The 15175-nt window shown below is 58.5% G+C and carries 16 protein-coding genes; 6 read left to right on the forward strand and 10 right to left on the reverse strand.

Going from position 1 to position 15175, the window contains the following annotated elements:
- Positions 1–4 precede the first annotated feature (4 nt).
- From HB375_RS17500 to HB375_RS17510, 3 genes are all read left to right on the forward strand, one after another.
- Positions 5–247 (forward strand): hypothetical protein, encoded by a 243-nt coding sequence (locus HB375_RS17500; RefSeq protein WP_167674384.1) that lies wholly within the window; start codon positions 5–7, stop codon positions 245–247.
- A gap of 68 nt (positions 248–315) precedes the next feature.
- A complete protein-coding gene (locus tag HB375_RS17505; protein ID WP_167674385.1) occupies positions 316–1479 on the forward strand; it encodes a CapA family protein in 1164 nt (387 codons plus the stop codon).
- Between the two features lie 86 nt (positions 1480–1565).
- Complete coding sequence (locus tag HB375_RS17510) at positions 1566–2741, forward strand: M24 family metallopeptidase (RefSeq protein WP_167674386.1); 1176 nt, start codon at positions 1566–1568, stop codon at positions 2739–2741.
- 66 nt (positions 2742–2807) lie between these two features.
- Here the strand turns inward: HB375_RS17510 and HB375_RS17515 are convergent, their stop codons facing one another.
- The 3 genes from HB375_RS17515 to HB375_RS17525 all read right to left on the reverse strand — a co-directional run bounded on the left by HB375_RS17515 (position 2808) and on the right by HB375_RS17525 (position 6109).
- Positions 2808–4043 carry an NAD(P)/FAD-dependent oxidoreductase gene (locus tag HB375_RS17515; RefSeq protein WP_167674387.1) on the reverse strand — a complete coding sequence of 412 codons (1236 nt, stop codon included), beginning with the start codon at positions 4041–4043 and terminating at the stop codon, positions 2808–2810.
- A gap of 37 nt (positions 4044–4080) precedes the next feature.
- Complete coding sequence (locus HB375_RS17520) at positions 4081–5103, reverse strand: 4-hydroxyproline epimerase (protein WP_167674388.1); 1023 nt, start codon at positions 5101–5103, stop codon at positions 4081–4083.
- Between the two features lie 76 nt (positions 5104–5179).
- Complete coding sequence (locus tag HB375_RS17525) at positions 5180–6109, reverse strand: dihydrodipicolinate synthase family protein (protein WP_167674389.1); 930 nt, start codon at positions 6107–6109, stop codon at positions 5180–5182.
- A 130-nt stretch (positions 6110–6239) separates the two neighbouring features.
- Here HB375_RS17525 and HB375_RS17530 point away from each other — a divergent pair, with 130 nt between their 5' ends.
- On the forward strand, positions 6240–6938 hold the full coding sequence (locus HB375_RS17530; RefSeq protein ID WP_167674390.1) for a GntR family transcriptional regulator: 699 nt from the start codon (positions 6240–6242) through the stop codon (positions 6936–6938).
- A gap of 37 nt (positions 6939–6975) precedes the next feature.
- On the opposite strand, the gene HB375_RS17535 is transcribed toward HB375_RS17530, so the two are convergent.
- Genes HB375_RS17535 through HB375_RS17545 form a run of 3 tightly spaced genes read right to left on the reverse strand, consistent with a single transcriptional unit; the run spans position 6976 to position 9350 of the window.
- Positions 6976–7830, reverse strand: coding sequence for a CheR family methyltransferase (locus HB375_RS17535; RefSeq protein ID WP_167674391.1), 855 nt, complete (start codon positions 7828–7830; stop codon positions 6976–6978).
- Positions 7827–8930, reverse strand: coding sequence for a protein-glutamate methylesterase/protein-glutamine glutaminase (locus HB375_RS17540; RefSeq protein WP_167674392.1), 1104 nt, complete (start codon positions 8928–8930; stop codon positions 7827–7829). The genes HB375_RS17535 and HB375_RS17540 overlap by 4 nt, the downstream gene beginning before the upstream one ends.
- 54 nt (positions 8931–8984) lie before the next feature.
- Positions 8985–9350 carry a response regulator gene (locus HB375_RS17545; protein ID WP_167674393.1) on the reverse strand — a complete coding sequence of 122 codons (366 nt, stop codon included), beginning with the start codon at positions 9348–9350 and terminating at the stop codon, positions 8985–8987.
- 479 nt (positions 9351–9829) lie between these two features.
- Between HB375_RS17545 and HB375_RS17550 the strand changes: the two genes are divergently transcribed.
- On the forward strand, positions 9830–10498 hold the full coding sequence (locus HB375_RS17550; RefSeq protein ID WP_167674394.1) for a response regulator transcription factor: 669 nt from the start codon (positions 9830–9832) through the stop codon (positions 10496–10498).
- 190 nt (positions 10499–10688) lie between these two features.
- Entirely contained in the window at positions 10689–13373 is a 2685-nt protein-coding gene (locus HB375_RS17555) for a heparinase II/III domain-containing protein (protein ID WP_167674395.1), read from the forward strand.
- 22 nt (positions 13374–13395) lie between these two features.
- Here the strand turns inward: HB375_RS17555 and HB375_RS17560 are convergent, their stop codons facing one another.
- From HB375_RS17560 to HB375_RS17575, 4 genes are read right to left on the reverse strand one after another with little or no spacing between them, the layout of a single operon-like run.
- On the reverse strand, positions 13396–13845 hold the full coding sequence (locus tag HB375_RS17560) for a hypothetical protein (protein WP_167674396.1): 450 nt from the start codon (positions 13843–13845) through the stop codon (positions 13396–13398).
- A gap of 12 nt (positions 13846–13857) precedes the next feature.
- Positions 13858–14187, reverse strand: coding sequence for a flagellar protein FlgN (locus HB375_RS17565; protein WP_167674397.1), 330 nt, complete (start codon positions 14185–14187; stop codon positions 13858–13860).
- Between the two features lie 38 nt (positions 14188–14225).
- The gene (locus HB375_RS17570; RefSeq protein ID WP_167674398.1) at positions 14226–14723 is read right to left on the reverse strand and encodes a rod-binding protein; all 498 of its coding nucleotides are present in this window, start codon (positions 14721–14723) and stop codon (positions 14226–14228) included.
- A gap of 44 nt (positions 14724–14767) precedes the next feature.
- Positions 14768–15172 (reverse strand): hypothetical protein, encoded by a 405-nt coding sequence (locus HB375_RS17575; RefSeq protein ID WP_167674399.1) that lies wholly within the window; start codon positions 15170–15172, stop codon positions 14768–14770.
- Between the last annotated feature and the right edge of the window lie 3 nt (positions 15173–15175).

The following is a 15175-nucleotide window of genomic DNA, read 5'->3' on the forward strand; positions in this document are numbered from 1 at the left end:
TCGCATGACAAGATCGCCGGTATCTCGCGCTGAGATCCTGACCTTGCTTGGCGACCTTTCCGACGAGGCGGTGGTTTCCATCATGGAGTCAGGCGCGACCTTAGAGGATATCGAGACCGCGCTGCAATGGGCCGCTAGCGAAGACGATGTGATGGGAAAGTCAGGGCACACCTTATCCGGCCCCGCGGCAGCGGTTTATGATATCCTTCTTGCGGAAAGCGACACCAACGGCGACCGCCTAAGATAAATATCGGCGGCGGCTTTGCATTGCTCCGCCTCGCGACATTGAGCGCGTGGGCGACGGCGCGACAGAGAATGACAAGGGTGCCAGATTCGAAGTCGACGCTCATCGATATCGTACTATGCGGTGACGTGATGTTGGGCCGCGGGATCGATCAGATCTTGCCCGCCCCTAGTGATCCGCAACTCTATGAGGGGTTCGCTACTTCAGCAATCGACTATGTGATGTTGGCTGAAGAAGCCAACGGACCCATTACCCGGCCTGCGCAACTCTCATATCCGTGGGGCTTTGCACTCGAAGAGTGGAGACACTCTCCTCCCGATCTCCGTATTATCAATCTGGAGACGAGCATTACTAGAAGCGACGCCTATATTCCGAAGGGGATCAACTATCGAGTGAGCCCGGCCAACGCGGCGGCTCTTGTGACAGCGGGCATCGATTGCTGCGTCCTCGCCAACAATCATGTGTTGGATTGGGGCGTTGCGGGCCTTCTAGAGACGTTGGCGGTTACCGAGCAGCTCGGCATTAGAACAGCCGGCGCTGGGAGAACCGTGGAAGAGGCGAGCGCTCCGGCTATCCTGGAAGTCAAGGGCAAGGGGCGAGTGGCGGTCTATTCCTTTGCATCCGAGACAAGCGGAACTCCGAGGAGTTGGGTCGCCACGCCACTCACGCCGGGAGTCAATCTTATTCCCGATCTTTCAAATTCCACTGTCAGGCAGATCACCGAACTCGTCGAAGCGACAAGACGTCCTGGAGATCTGATCATCATCTCGATTCATTGGGGCCCGAATTGGGGCTATGAGATCTCACCACAGCAACGGCGATTTGCCCATGCCCTTATTGATCAGGCAGGCGTCTCCATCGTTCATGGCCACTCGTCGCATCATCCGCAAGCGCTTGAGATATATCGCGACAGGCTCATCCTTTACGGCTGCGGCGACCTCTTGAACGACTACGAGGGAATTGCGGGATACGAGAGATATCGAGGTGATCTGTCGTTGGCTTACCGCGCGACACTCGATCCAAACCGCATGTCTCTGGTCAACCTCGAGATGACACCATTTCAGATCCGGCAACTCTCTCTTCACCAAGCATCCGCGCACGATACGGAATGGCTGGAGAACGTGCTAGCCCGGGAAAGCGCGCCGTTCGGCGTCACGGTGAGACTCGGGCGAAATCGCACGCTTCACGCGGTCTGCTCGACAAAAGCGTGTGATGAAAAGCTTGTCAGAGAGTAGCGTTCCACAGCGCAGCAGGATATCATCTCGCGCGCGAGAACCACTCGCGTTCAAGGCTCATCATTCGTATTAGAAGGCTGGATTTCATGTCGGACACCGCTTGGCGCCATCCAGTAGCGCCCATCTCTGCCGAGGAACGCCAAGGTCGCATCGGGCGCCTCAGGGGAAGCATGGAAGAGCATGGCGTCGGTGGCGTCCTTCTGGGGTCGACTGAGAGCTTGAGATATTTCACCGGCCTGGTGTGGCGGCCGAGCGAGCGTCTTCTCGGAGCCCTCATTACCCCCAAGTCCCTTACCTACATCGTCCCCGGGTTCGAGCGCACGAAAGTGGAATCCATGCCGATCATCCCTGGCGCGATTGCGACGTGGGAGGAGCATGAGAGTCCGTATCTGCTCGTCCGCGACCTTCTCAAGCCCAACCACCGCTTGGCGCTCGACGAGCAACTGCCCCTTTTCGCCTATCACGGCCTTGCCGCAGCGATCGGCTCAGACCGGCTCATCGACGCGGGCCCCTTGACCCGTCCTTTGAGGGCCCGCAAATCTCCAGCCGAGTTGGCGCTTATGGCCCAAGCCAAGACCATGACGATTGAGGTCCACCGGCGCGCTCATGCAGCACTTCAGCCTGGCATGCGTGCTTCCGAGGTTGTCGCATTTGTCGACTCACAACATCGGGATCTCGGCGCTGCAGGGTCGAGTTTCTGCATCGTGTCCTTCGGTGTCGCCACCTCTTTGCCTCATGGGGCCGATGGAGACCCTGCCCTTCAACGCGGCGATCTTATTCTCGTTGACACCGGTTGCCGGCTGGATGGCTACCATTCTGACATTACGCGAACCTACATGATCGATGAGCCGACCGCTGAGATCGAGCGCATCTGGAGAATACAGAAGGAAGCGCAGGCTGCTGCGTTCGCGGCTGCACAGGTGGGAGCGACCTGTGAGAGCGTCGACCGGGCCGCCCGCGCGGTCATCGAAGCGAACGGCCTCGGCCCAGATTATCGTCTTCCAGGACTGCCTCATCGCACAGGGCATGGAATTGGGCTGGAGATCCATGAGGCGCCCAACCTCGTTCGCGGCGACGGTACTGCCCTCGCGCCGGGAATGTGTTTCTCAAACGAACCGATGATCGTCGTACCCGATCAGTTCGGTGTTCGCCTTGAGGATCATTTTTACATGACTGAGGATGGAGCACGCTGGTTCACGGAACCTCAGGCGAGTCTGACAGAGCCTTTTGCCGGAGTCGCGCCCTTCCCCCCTCGCGCTTAGTGCTGATGGATGGATCGACCGAGCGGTGGTCACCTTGACCTCCGCCTCTATGACGACCGCGTCAAGTCAGAACCGGCGGGGTGAGAAAGGCGTAGCGTCCACCGGTCCTCGTCGGTTGGAGATCTTCGCCGCCACTATCTCGGCGGTCACCGCGGCTTGTGTGAGACCATAGTGACCATGGCCGAACGCATACACGACTCTCTCGTCCCCGCGCGCGCTCCCGATCACCGGGAGAGAATCCGGAATAGAGGGGCGGAACCCCATCCAACGACGAGCAGGAATCCGAGAATCGAGATGCGGTAAAAAGTGTTTCAGGCGCGCGATCATCGCATCGGCTCGACGATGGTTGGCGGGCGCATCAAGTCCTGCGAATTCGACCGCGCCGCCAATCCGATCGCCGATATCGAGGGGCGTCGTCACAAACCCCTCGCCTTCGAACATGACCGGCCGGCTCAAGCCGAAAGTACCTGTTGGGAACGTGGCGTTGTATCCCCTCTCGGTGTCGAGCGGGATAGCATCGCCAAGTGACTTTGCGATGAGCTTCGACCACGCTCCTGCTGCGAGCACCACCCGATCGGAGAGAATGCCAACATCACTGACGTCGGTTACGACATGAACCGCGTCGTTGGCCGGCCTGATCGCGCGAGCTTCGGCGCGCACATGTCGGGCTCCTCTCGCAAGCGCAGCTGCCATCAATTCAGTCGCCAGCGTCGCCGGGTCGGAGACATGACACATGCCGGGATAGATGACGCCAACTGGAGCATTGTAGAGGCTTGGTTCCAGCGTTTTAAGATCACCTGAACCGATCATCTCAAACGGAATGTCAAATTCGCGCTGGCGGCGAAGGACATTTTTCGCCTTCGCAAAGGCCTCCTGGCTCCGCCATACCGAGAGAGTGCCGCGTTCACGCAAGTGATGCCGCAGGCCGCAAATCTCAAGCCGCCGCAGCCAGGCCGGCAGAGCCTCAGCATTGATTGAACGGATGGCCTCGATGCTGGCCTCGATCCGCTGAGGTGATGAAGCCCGTAGGAAGCGGACCAGCCACGGGGCAAGCCGCGGTAAATAGCCGGGCCGGATCGCGAGCGGTCCAAGCGGATCGAGAAGCCAACGGGGTACGTGGCTCCAAATCTTCGGCGAAGCAAGCGGCATGATATCGCAGTGAGCGATCCATCCGGCATTCGCATCCGTGGCTCTTCCAGATTTGTCACCTGGATCAACGAGCGTGACCTCATGCCCCTCGTCGAGGAGCGCGTGAGCCGTCGTTATTCCAACGATACCGGCCCCGATAATGGTCACTCGCATCGTGCATCCTATTCTTATCGTCGGAAGGCCACGTCATTCAGCTGTTCTTGATGTCGTCGACTACTTGAAATCCGAGAGCGAACGGATCGCGCTCATCGATGACAATGGTATTGAACCCTGTCACCCGCGCCCAACCCTCGATGGACGGAATGATCGCATCGCGATCCCCGACCTTTGCCCGCCCTTCGATGCGGCCGGTGAAGGTCGATCCGATGATGCTCTCGTGCACGAATGCGTCGCCTTCCACGAGCGCGCCCTTGGCGGCAAGATGAGCCATCCGGGCGGAGGTTCCCGTGCCGCAGGGAGACCGATCAATGGCCTTGTCGCCATAGAAGACCGCGTTGCGCGCTGTGCCCTCAGGGGTTTGCGGACGTCCCGTCCAGAGGACATGGGTTAGCCGGTTAATCGCCGGATTCTCTGGGTGAGAGATCTTATGGCGTTTGTTGAAATCTTCCCGCAGCTTCGGACTCCAACGCAGCACGTCGGAAGGATTGATCGCCGAAAGGTCCGAATAAAGCTCCTGCGGTTCTACGATAGCATAGAAATTGCCACCGTAGGCCACGTCGACCTTCAACCAACCCAGCCCCTCGACTTCGACATCATAGCCCGTCCCATACAAGAACGACGGGATATTGGTGATGCGGACTCGTTCGACGAACGGGCCGTTCTGCTCGTAGCGGGCTTCGACAACGCCGGCAGGCGTATCAAGTCTCAGAATGCCGGGCGCCTTCGGGTGAATGAGACCATTCTCGAGCGCAATGGTTACCGTGCCAATCGTGCCATGACCACACATCGGCAGACATCCGGAGGTTTCGATAAACAGGATGCCAACGTCGCAATCTGCGCGCGTCGGTGGATAGAGGATCGAGCCGGACATCATGTCGTGCCCTCTGGGTTCGAACATCAAACCCGTTCGGATCCAATCATATTCGGCAAGGAAGTGCTGACGGCGGTCGAACATCGTCGCGCCGTTCAGCTGCGGGATACTGCCCCCGGCAACGACTCTAACCGGGTTCCCACAGGTGTGACCATCGATGCAGAAAAACGTATGACGCGCCATGACGTAAGCTCGTACCCAATCGGCATATTGAGGATAAGAAGAGCGGCGAGCCAGGGGGCTCGCCGCCGGGATCGTTCTAAGCTGCCGACTTCAATCCGACGTCGGGAAGTTTCGGCCGGTTTTTGAGGGCCGCCGCCATCATTCGCTCAACCTCTTCACGCTCGTTCGCGCTGAGGGGAAGGCGCGGCGGACGCGTCAGATAAGACCCTCGACCCACGATGTGCTCACACAGTTTGATGCATTGCACGAGATCGGGGCGCGCGTCCAAGTGCAGCAAGGGCATGAACCAGTCGTAGAGCGCCCTCGCCTCCTCATACCGCCCCGCCTTTGCGAGGCGGAACAGAGTCTCGCCCTCTCGCGGGAAAGCATTCGACATGCCGGAGATCCAGCCGGCGGCGCCCAGCATCACACTTTCCACGACAACATCGTCAAGGCCGGCGAACAACACGAACCGGTCGCCGACCATATTTCTCGTGTCGGTGAAGCGACGGGTGTCCCCGGACGAATCCTTGAAGCAGACAATGTTCTCGCAATCTGCGAGGGAAACTAGGATATCCGGCGTCACATCGTTCTTATAGATGGGCGGATTGTTGTAAACCATGATCGGCAGATCGGTCGCCTTCGCGACCCCGCGAAAGTGCGCCGCCGTCTCATGGGGCTTGGACGAGTAAACCAAGGCGGGCATCACCATGACGCCGTCGAGACCGATGCGCTCCGCTTCCTGGGCCACCTCAGAAGCGAATGCAGTCGTAAACTCTGCGACACCTGCGATCACGGGGACCCTGCCCCCCGAAGCATCCTTGGCGGCCTCCATCACCGCGATCTTCTCGGAACGCGAGAGGGAGCAATTCTCTCCGACCGTACCGCAAACGATGAGGCCGGACACGCCGTCGTCGATCAGGCCCCCCATTACCCTGCGCGTCGCCTCGATATCGAGGTCGAAATTCGGCTTAAATTGCGTGGTGACTGCTGGGAAGACGCCTTCCCATCCAATTTTCCTGGCCACTCTACCTCTCTCCTCTAAACGATCTTGCATCCCAGCAATGTAGATTGTATAAAATCTATGATGTCAAGACACCTCGTTGACCATGGTGCTAAGGGGAAGGGCTCTCCCACGTCCCTGATTTGTGAATCGAATGGAACCCAAGGCCGTAACCCCACCCAGTCCAGCCAAGAAAACTCTCCGGCACCGGACGATCTCCGGTGCCGTGGCTGAGGCTTTGCGGCAGCGGATCCTCAACGGTGAGTTTGCGGCTGGGTTTCAGCTTCGTCAGGATGCCCTTGCCGATGAGTTCGGCGTCAGCCGAATTCCGGTACGAGAGGCCCTGATGCAGCTCGAGGCCGAGGGGCTGGTGAAGATTCATCCCCATCGGGGCGCGATAGTCTCCGAACTCTCGTTAGGCGAGATCGACGAGCTGTTCGAACTGCGCACGCTGCTCGAACCGCGCCTCCTCAAGGCCTCCGCACCTCGCCTCACGGAAAGCGACTATGTCAGGCTGAACGGCATTTTAGAAGAGTACGGCTCAGAACTACGGGCAAAGCATGTCGGTCGCTGGGGAGAGCTGAACACGGAGCTGCACATGCTGCTCTACCGCCACGCCGAGCGGCCTAAATCTATCGCCATAGTCGCCAACCTCCTCCAGGAGTGCGACAGGCATACTCGCCTTCAGTTATCCCTGACCGGAGGCATGGAGCGGGCCGAGGAAGAACACGCTGAAATCGTCAAGCTGTGCGCGGAGGGGCAAGTCGATGCGGCATGCTCTCTCTTGAAACATCACATCGAGCATGTCGGCAAGTCCTTGCGAGAGTTTCTGCGAACTCGGCAGAAGGCGTAAAGCCTATCCTGCATCCTGCCTCGTCCCAGTCGTGCGCTTAGCTCGAAGCGACGAGCCCCATCGGAGGCGTAGCCGAAGAATGGCTCGCCTTGCCGTAAAGCCCGCGATTGACGGGATCTGGCGACAGGGCATCCGTGAGACCGATGACGGTTTCCGCTGCCCCCAGGAGCAACGCGCCGTCGGGCATCATGATATTGGTCAACCGTTCTAGGACGTCGGTCTTGGTCGTCTTATCGAAATAAATGAGAACGTTTCGACAATAGATGATGTCGAACGGACCGAGATGATTGAAACCCTTGATGAGATTGAGAGGCCAGTAGTCAACCTTGGCGCGGATATGCGGCGCAATCTGCCATTGATCCCCAACCTGAGTGAAGTATTTCAGCAGCATCTGGATCGGGAGCCCGCGCTGCACCTCGAACTGGTTATAAAGACCGGCCTTTGCCTTCTCGAGAACCTCGGTCGAGATATCGGTCGCCAGGATTTCGAATTGCCATCCGGCGGTCCGTGCAGAGGCTTGGTCAAGCAACATCGCAAGCGAATAGGGTTCCTGGCCAGTCGAGGCCGCTGCACACCAGATCCGCAGCTTACGCGTCGAGGCTCTCGCAGCAAGAAAGCGCGGGAGCAAGACATCTCGGAAGAGGTCGAAAGGCCCCTTGTCCCGAAAAAAGAATGTTTCGTTTGTCGTCATCGCCTCGACGACCGCTGTTTCAAGGTCGCTCCGGCGCCCTGACCTCAGCTGTGCAACGAGAAGCGAGAGATTGTCGATTCCCGACTGCCGGCAAACAGTTCCGAGCCGGCTCTCGACGAGATAACGCTTGTCGACCGTCAAGGAGAGCCCTGAGCGGGTCTTCAGAAAGGCGCAGAGAAATTCAAAATCGAGTTCCGTCATAGGGTCGATCCGGTGATGTAGCCCTTGACCGCGGGCCCGATGGCTTCGAGGGGAAGGATGTCATGCGCGAGGCCAGCCTTTGCGACCCCTCCGGGCATGCCCCACACGGTGCTTGTGGCTTCGTCTTGAGCGAGAACCATCGCGCCGGTAGCGACAAGAGCTCGTGCACCTTGCGTCCCGTCCGATCCCATGCCTGTCAGAACCACCGCAAGGGCCGCAGGGCCAAGTACAGTGGCAGCATCGCGAAAAAGCACATCCACGGCAGGGCGGCAGAAATTGACAGGAGGGCGGTCGTCAAGGCGGATGACGGGATGCGCCGGACCAGATGAGATCCCCATGTGACGCCCACCGGGCGCCACAAAGATATTTCCGGGTAGAACTCCTTCGCCATCACGCGGCTCACAGACCCGCATCCCGAGAAGAGCACGGAGGTGATCGGCAAACACCGCCGTAAACATTGCCGGCATGTGCTGGACAATGAGGATCGGAACACGTTGCGCCACCGGACCAAGGCTCGTCAAAACCTCTTCAATGGCCCTTGGCCCCCCTGTCGAGGCGCCAATCAAGAGATATTGTGGGCGCGAATGGGCGGGCTTAGCCGCCGGGCGCAGGTACGTTGCAGCGGGAGCGGAAACCGCGTCAGCGCTTCTCGCTCGCGATCCCGCATGCGCCTTGAGTTTCTCGACAAGGTCGCAGCGAAAATCTTCCGATGTGCTAGCCTGCCGATTGCTCTCGGGCTTTGCAAGATAGTCGACCGCACCGAGAGAGAGACACTTGAGCGAAATCTCGGCATTGCGCTGTGTGAGCGTCGAGATCACGATCACCTTGATGCCGGGCTGCCTCTTGAGAAGCAATGGAAGTGCGGCAACGCCATCCATTTCCGGCATCTCAAGGTCGAGAAGCACGATGTCGGGCTTGAACCGGTCCAACGCATCCACTGCGATCCGGCCATTCGCAGCGGTCGTGACAACATCGAATTGCCCGGCCTCCGTCAGCCAGCGGGCGATGAGACCACGAATGACGACGCTGTCGTCGACCACCATCACGCGCGTGCGGCTCCTTCCAGGGGGAGCGGTTGAGGCCACGGGGTCGATGCTCATGAAAGAAACTCAAAAATCGTGTGATCGTGACGGACGGCCAAAATAGGCAAAGCGCTATAGGGCCCCGACCTCCTGAAATTTGGCCGTCAAAATGTCCTTGTCGAAGGGCTTCATGATGTACTCGTCTGCCCCCGCCTCGAGCGCCCGCGAGATATGGGCGATGTCATTCTCGGTCGTGCAGAAGACGATTTTGGGCCGCTCTCCGCCCGGCAGGCGGCGGAAGCGGGTCAGGAACTCATATCCATCCATCACGGGCATGTTCCAGTCGAGCAGAACGACATCGGGCATGTCCGCTAGGCAGATGGAAAGCGCCTTCTCGCCATCCTCCGCCTCAGAAACGCGAAAATTCATTTCCTCCAAAATCCGGCGGGATACTTTGCGGATCACGGATGAATCGTCGACCACGAGACAATGCTGCATAAATTCAAAACTCCTGAATCCGGCATCGACGGCCCATCGCCTCGTTCCGGTAGGATCATGTCGAACCTAGCATAGTCGGTAATCTGTCGTGGGGCTGGCGCGCTCTAGCTTATTTCATCGCGCTGCGTCGGAACGCGCGGAAGTACTCAACAGCCGCTTACTTGACCGCATGCCGTGCGGCCCGCTCTCTCCGTTGGATAAATACCCTTCATCAAGGAACTAATTCCCCGCATATGGGTCACACAGTTAGGGAATGTGTGAGCTTTGTTGCGGTGAGATCTATTTGCCGTTGACGGCGAATCGCCCGAACGGCATTTTCGAACTGCCTACTGATTCGGGGAGGGCGACCGAAGATCCAAGCACACGCGATCTTAAAGCAAAGTAAAAAACAAGTCGGCCGCGCGCCATGACGGCGACACGGCGGCATTCTCTCAGTGCTTGCGTTCATACAACCGTTTTTGGGCCGGGGGGCTTGATACATGTACATCGTCGTCGATGAGCGACAGATGGTGACGGCGGGATACGTCGCCAGTTTCGACCGGGAGGGCGTTTCCTCCCTCGGGCTGTTCTCGGGTGAGTTCAAGGACTGGCTTGGAGCCGCCTCCAATTCCGATCTTGAAGCCGTGCAGGGCTTCCTCCTCGGCGATTTCCAGGACCGCATGACCTGCGCCGACGTCATCCGGCGCCATTCCCGCGCTCCGATCATCGCCTTGAGCGAAGTTCGGTCCCTCGAACAGACCCTCGAACTGCTGGCCGCCAACATCGACGATGTGGTGCGCAAGCCCGTCCATGTGCGCGAGATCCTCGCCCGCTCCGAAGCCATCTGGCGGCGCATGAGCGGCGCCCCGACATCCGAGCGGCCTGAGCGCCTCAAGGTCTATTTCGATGGCCGCGATCCCGAGATCGATGGCGAGAGCCTGGTTCTGCCGCGGCGCGAGCGCCACATCCTCGAATATCTCGTTCGCAACCGCGGCCGCCGCCTGACCAAGACGCAGATCTTCAACGCCATCTACGGCATCTACAGCAACGATGTCGAGGAGAGCGTCATCGAGGGCCATGTCAGCAAGCTGCGCAAGAAGCTCAGACAGCGTCTCGGCTACGATCCCATCGAAGCCAAAAGATACATCGGATATATTTTCGTCGGATAAACTCAGCGTACCAGTGGCGAGATGACATGTCTCTGCGGCGCACAGCATAAGGCGCGCCCTCACGAATTGCTTTTCATTCGACATTTTTGATGAGTTTCGGAGTCTTCCCACTTCCATGATGCGCGTACGGTCGATCGCCCCCGTCACAGTCCAGTATGCAAGCGACTCGCTGCCTGGGCAGGCCGAGGGAATGCATATCGTTGCCCACAAGAACCGGTGGTCTCGCGTCACTCTGAAATTTGACGATATCGAACCCGGCACCTGGTGCGAATTCAGCTTCGAGATCAGCTGGCATCCGGATGAGCAGGCGCGCGCCGCTCACGACTTTGCTGCTGTAGGCGTTTCATTTCTCGCAGGCGATGGATCGGACCTCGACTTCGGTCATGTCCCAGGGCTAACGCGGTCTCAGATCGACCCACATAGCGATTATGTTCTCGGGCCCGTCTATCTCGAAGAGAATCCCGGTCACGTTGGGGCACACAAAGTTCGGTTCTGTTTTTTGGCTCCTGCCCCAACGCGGCAGATCCTTATCTCGGTCCGTAGCTGGCGCAACACGCACCCCTTCCAAATTGCTCGCACAACACTGCGACAATTCATTCATGCGGATCTGACAGCCTCCAGTGGTGAGGGGGAGCCAGGATCTCACGGGGATCTCACACAGCCTCTGCGATCTCCTCACAACCACAAACAATTACTGTCGGATCCCGTCTGGTTCCGCTATGCCCTCGTCCAGGGCAGGCCCCTGTCGGTTCGCGGGCAGATACTCGCACCGGATGGGTCGCAAGATGGCGCTTTGGTGCGGATCATATTTCGAGATTCCCAGGACGAGATCATTGCGCCGCCCTACCCTGGCATCGCTATGATTCCTGCGCTCGGCGCATTCATCAATATTCCCGCCAGTACCCGCGCCCGGCGGTTCACGTTGGATCTTTCTCCTCCGGCACAGGCAGTCTCCGTCGAACTGGGGTTCCAGGCAAAGCGCAATGACGCGCCCGTCAATTTGATTGTCCCGCTCGAAGTATCGACCGCCGACGATATTCTACGAGAGGCCATATCCGAAGAGACGCAGGATGCGGCACAGTTCCTTGAACGCCTCGCCGCAAAGCTGGATCTCGTTAGAGAACCAAACGCTAGCGTTGATCTGAAGGCGCTTCTGGACGAGGAAGCGCCAGGCCCGCTTCTTCTCGTAACGCAACGCCGGCTCCGAGCACTGCAGCGAGGAGACCGCCGCCAAGTTTCATTGAATCGGTTACAGCTCAGCGCGTTCTCTCCTTGGCGCATTCCTGAGGATCTCACTTGGAGTGAAGACCCATTCCATTCGCTGGCATGGCGGCTGGAATTTCAGTCCCTGTCTTGGCTCCTTGACCTCACGGTCGGGGCGAATCCGAAAGACTTAGCTCATGCGCTGCAATTGGCTCTTTCATGGTCACGGAGTAATTCTTCGGGCGAGCTCGCGGATAGCATAAGTGCCCATCCGCTGCCTCTGGCTGCGCGCGCCGAGGCGTTCCTCGAACTTCTTTCAATAAGCCTGAGAGCCGAAGCGAAGGTTACTTCCTCGACCCGTCTCGCCCTCGTTGGAGAAGTTGTGCGGCATTGCTTCGCCCTGGCACAAATTCTCAGCCAGAACATTTTCTCGCATTCGATCTATCAAATTCACGTCGCAAGCGCTCTTCTCGCGCTCGCACACGCGCTACGGCGTTTTCCGCTGTCGAGCCACTGGGCTTCTGTCGCGCTGTCTCACCTGAATGACGGATTTGATGAACTGTTAGATCCGGATGGCACTCTGAATGAGCCATCGCAGCATTATCGGCTGGAGATCATCTCGCTGGGCCTCATCCTGACAACCATTCTCGAGGAGATTCCCGAGGCAAAGAACTTCGTTCGCTCTCTTGCGCCCAGGCTGAAGGCAGCTCTGCTGAATGCAATCATCCTCGCCGACCCCGCGGGCATGCTGCCTCCATTTGGTGATACGCCATCCGGCCTCCATCACGCATCCTGGCTTAATCGGCTTATCGCATCTTATGGGCAGTCAGTCAGCTCCGACCGCCGCATTAAGGCTGCGCTCTCCTATCCACGCGGCGCTAAGGTACTTGCTCTCCCCTCCACGGGCGCCATTGTTGCACGGCACTATGAGCCCGGCGCGGAGTGGGGACATTTCTGCGCCAACATCCCGCAACAAGGCGCATGTCACGGGCACAATGACTGTACCTCGTTCGTTTACTCTTCCGCCGGTGTCCGGTGGATCACAGACCCGGGTGGTGCGCGCGAGTTCGAAAGCGGCCCTATTCGACAATATCTGACGGTGTCGCGGACCCATAACATCGCAATCCCCGACCGGCGGGAGCAAACGGCGGGAGTTGCGTGGATCCGGTCGATCACCAAAGTTGACGGCGCCAACGTTTTCGAGGTCGCGAGCAACGTCAATGGCCCTGACTATGACCATCGCCGGATCTTCGTGTGCGCCCGCGACTTGGCCGCGATCGCTGTCTTCGATTCCTTCGAAACCTCCGATCGCCCTCTATCGACGGAAGGTTTTCTCCATTTCGAGCCTGAGGTCGCTGTAACCCTCTTCAATCAGCATTTGATCATGGGTTTCCGGGACGAGAAGAAGCTTCGGATCGTCCCTCGTGCGGTGACCGGTCGCCTTGCCGGCATCGAGGTCATCCACGGGTCGAACGAACGCCCGTCGTCTGTCCAGGGCTTCGTCTCGCGTCGCCCGGGGTCGATAGAGGCTGCGGGCGTTCTACGTTATGCCTTTGCGGGACAAGGCCGCGTCTGCGGTGGCGTCGTGATAGCGACGACCGAGGATAGCCTTAAAACGATCACGGGCATCATCGAAACCGAAAAAGTGGGCGCGCTCCTCAGAGCTCCTTAGAGGCAGCTAGGCTGATTATCGGCTATGATCGAATGTCTTCTTTGCCGACAAAGTTGAAATTCTCGATGAGAACGTCTTTGACGATGTCGGCTCCCAACCGCTCATTGACGCTAACTCTAATGTTCTTCAAGAGCGCCGAAACGTCATACTTCGACAACTTCCTAAAATCTAACTTCTCGTCAGTGTAAATCTGCCGAAAAGTCTCGTCGATGATGAACGTGTTCGGCGGAACGGGGAGACTACGGAGTGTCTTGGCGTCAGCTGTGAAAACGAGGTTGGCTACTACGTACCCCTGCACCGCCCCTTCTGCTATGATGGGAACGTTGATGACGCGCACCTTCTGGTACTCGAGGCCTTCGAGATACTCTTCCTTTTTCGCGAATTTGACCCCTGTGCCCCAATAGACAGCGGCATAGCAGGATATCAGCGTGATGGCGCAGATCCAAAACCCGGTGACCAGAATTCTCGCCATCCCGTCTTAACCTCATGCGTAGGCGTTGGCCGAGTAAGTGCCGTCCGATTCAGCATTCTTGATCGCGCTGGCGATGATTTCGGCCACCTCCCGAACCGCCCGAAGATGCATTCCGATAGCAGAATGATTCCGCTCGAGCTTCGTCCGCAATTGCGCCAACCGCGCAGCGGTACTTTCGTCGAGCGTCGTGCCCTCGACTGTGCGCGCCAGTCGACTTAATTCCAAGAGACTTTGGCTCTTGCGCCGATTGAAATCTTCCTGATCCATCGGGCCACGTGAGAGCAATGCAACTGTCTCCGCCTCGATTATCTCTTCAAGGCGTTCAATAGATTGAATGATCATGTTTATCTCGTGGTCCGTTTGATAAGCGGGAGAAAGGCCTATAGGTCGCCGACAGAATCCGGACGCTCGGACCGAGGAAGCGGCGCATCCGACTGGGGACCCGTTGAGGGATGTGCCGCGAACACCTTCTTCGCGATCCCGATTCCACCCGCCTTTGCGATCTGCGCGCCGATCTGCTCCGCCATCATGGATTTCCACACACTTCCCGCGGTGCCCTTGCCAAACACGTTCTCCGAATCTTTCGGCAACATGCTCTCGATGAAGCTTTGCAGAATGAAGGCCTCGAACTTCTGGTACGCTTCAAGCGGTTTTCCGGCGGAACCGGCCGCATCGCTTCGAATGACGTTGCGGGCCGAATATAAGTCCATTCTTAACGGAGCGGTCGAGCGCATGGCCGCTCCATCCAGAACGCTTCCGAAATCAGTGTCCTCTGCTCGGGAAGCCTCCGAAAGCCTGCTTGCAGCAGCCTGATATCTCGTCGGATTGGCGGCGAGCGCCACCTCCTGAATGATATCGGATGGCAGATTGATTCCCATGGATAGCTTCCGCGATCCCCTGTTTACCATTCACCGGATAGCACTCAGAGCTTACGGGAGGCTTGCGCGCGCGAAGCGAGCCCGTCCAGCAGCCGGAGCAAGCTGTCCTTCTCGGCCGCCCGCTGACTTTCAAGGGAAAGCGCATCGCTGAAGCGCTCCATCCTTTTTGCCTGCATGGCGCGATCGCGGGTGACCTTAATCTGCGCTGTCTCGGCCTGCCGCAATTGGTCTTCTTCTCTCGCGAGATTGTTAAGACGGCGAGCGGTCGGCTCGACGAACAGGCCATGCAACGGGTCCTCATTATTCAGCGCCTCAATTAGCACGACTTGAGCACCTTGGAGATCCGTTATCTGGCGCTGAAGCACCGCGAGCTTCCACTCCGAAATCCTGTGCAGTTGCTCCTGCACTTTCCGCAAGCGCTCAACTTTCTCAAGGTGCTGCTTAGGCATAAC

Origin of the sequence: Microvirga terricola (assembly GCF_011777495.1) — a bacterium.
GTDB lineage: Bacteria > Pseudomonadota > Alphaproteobacteria > Rhizobiales > Beijerinckiaceae > Microvirga > Microvirga terricola.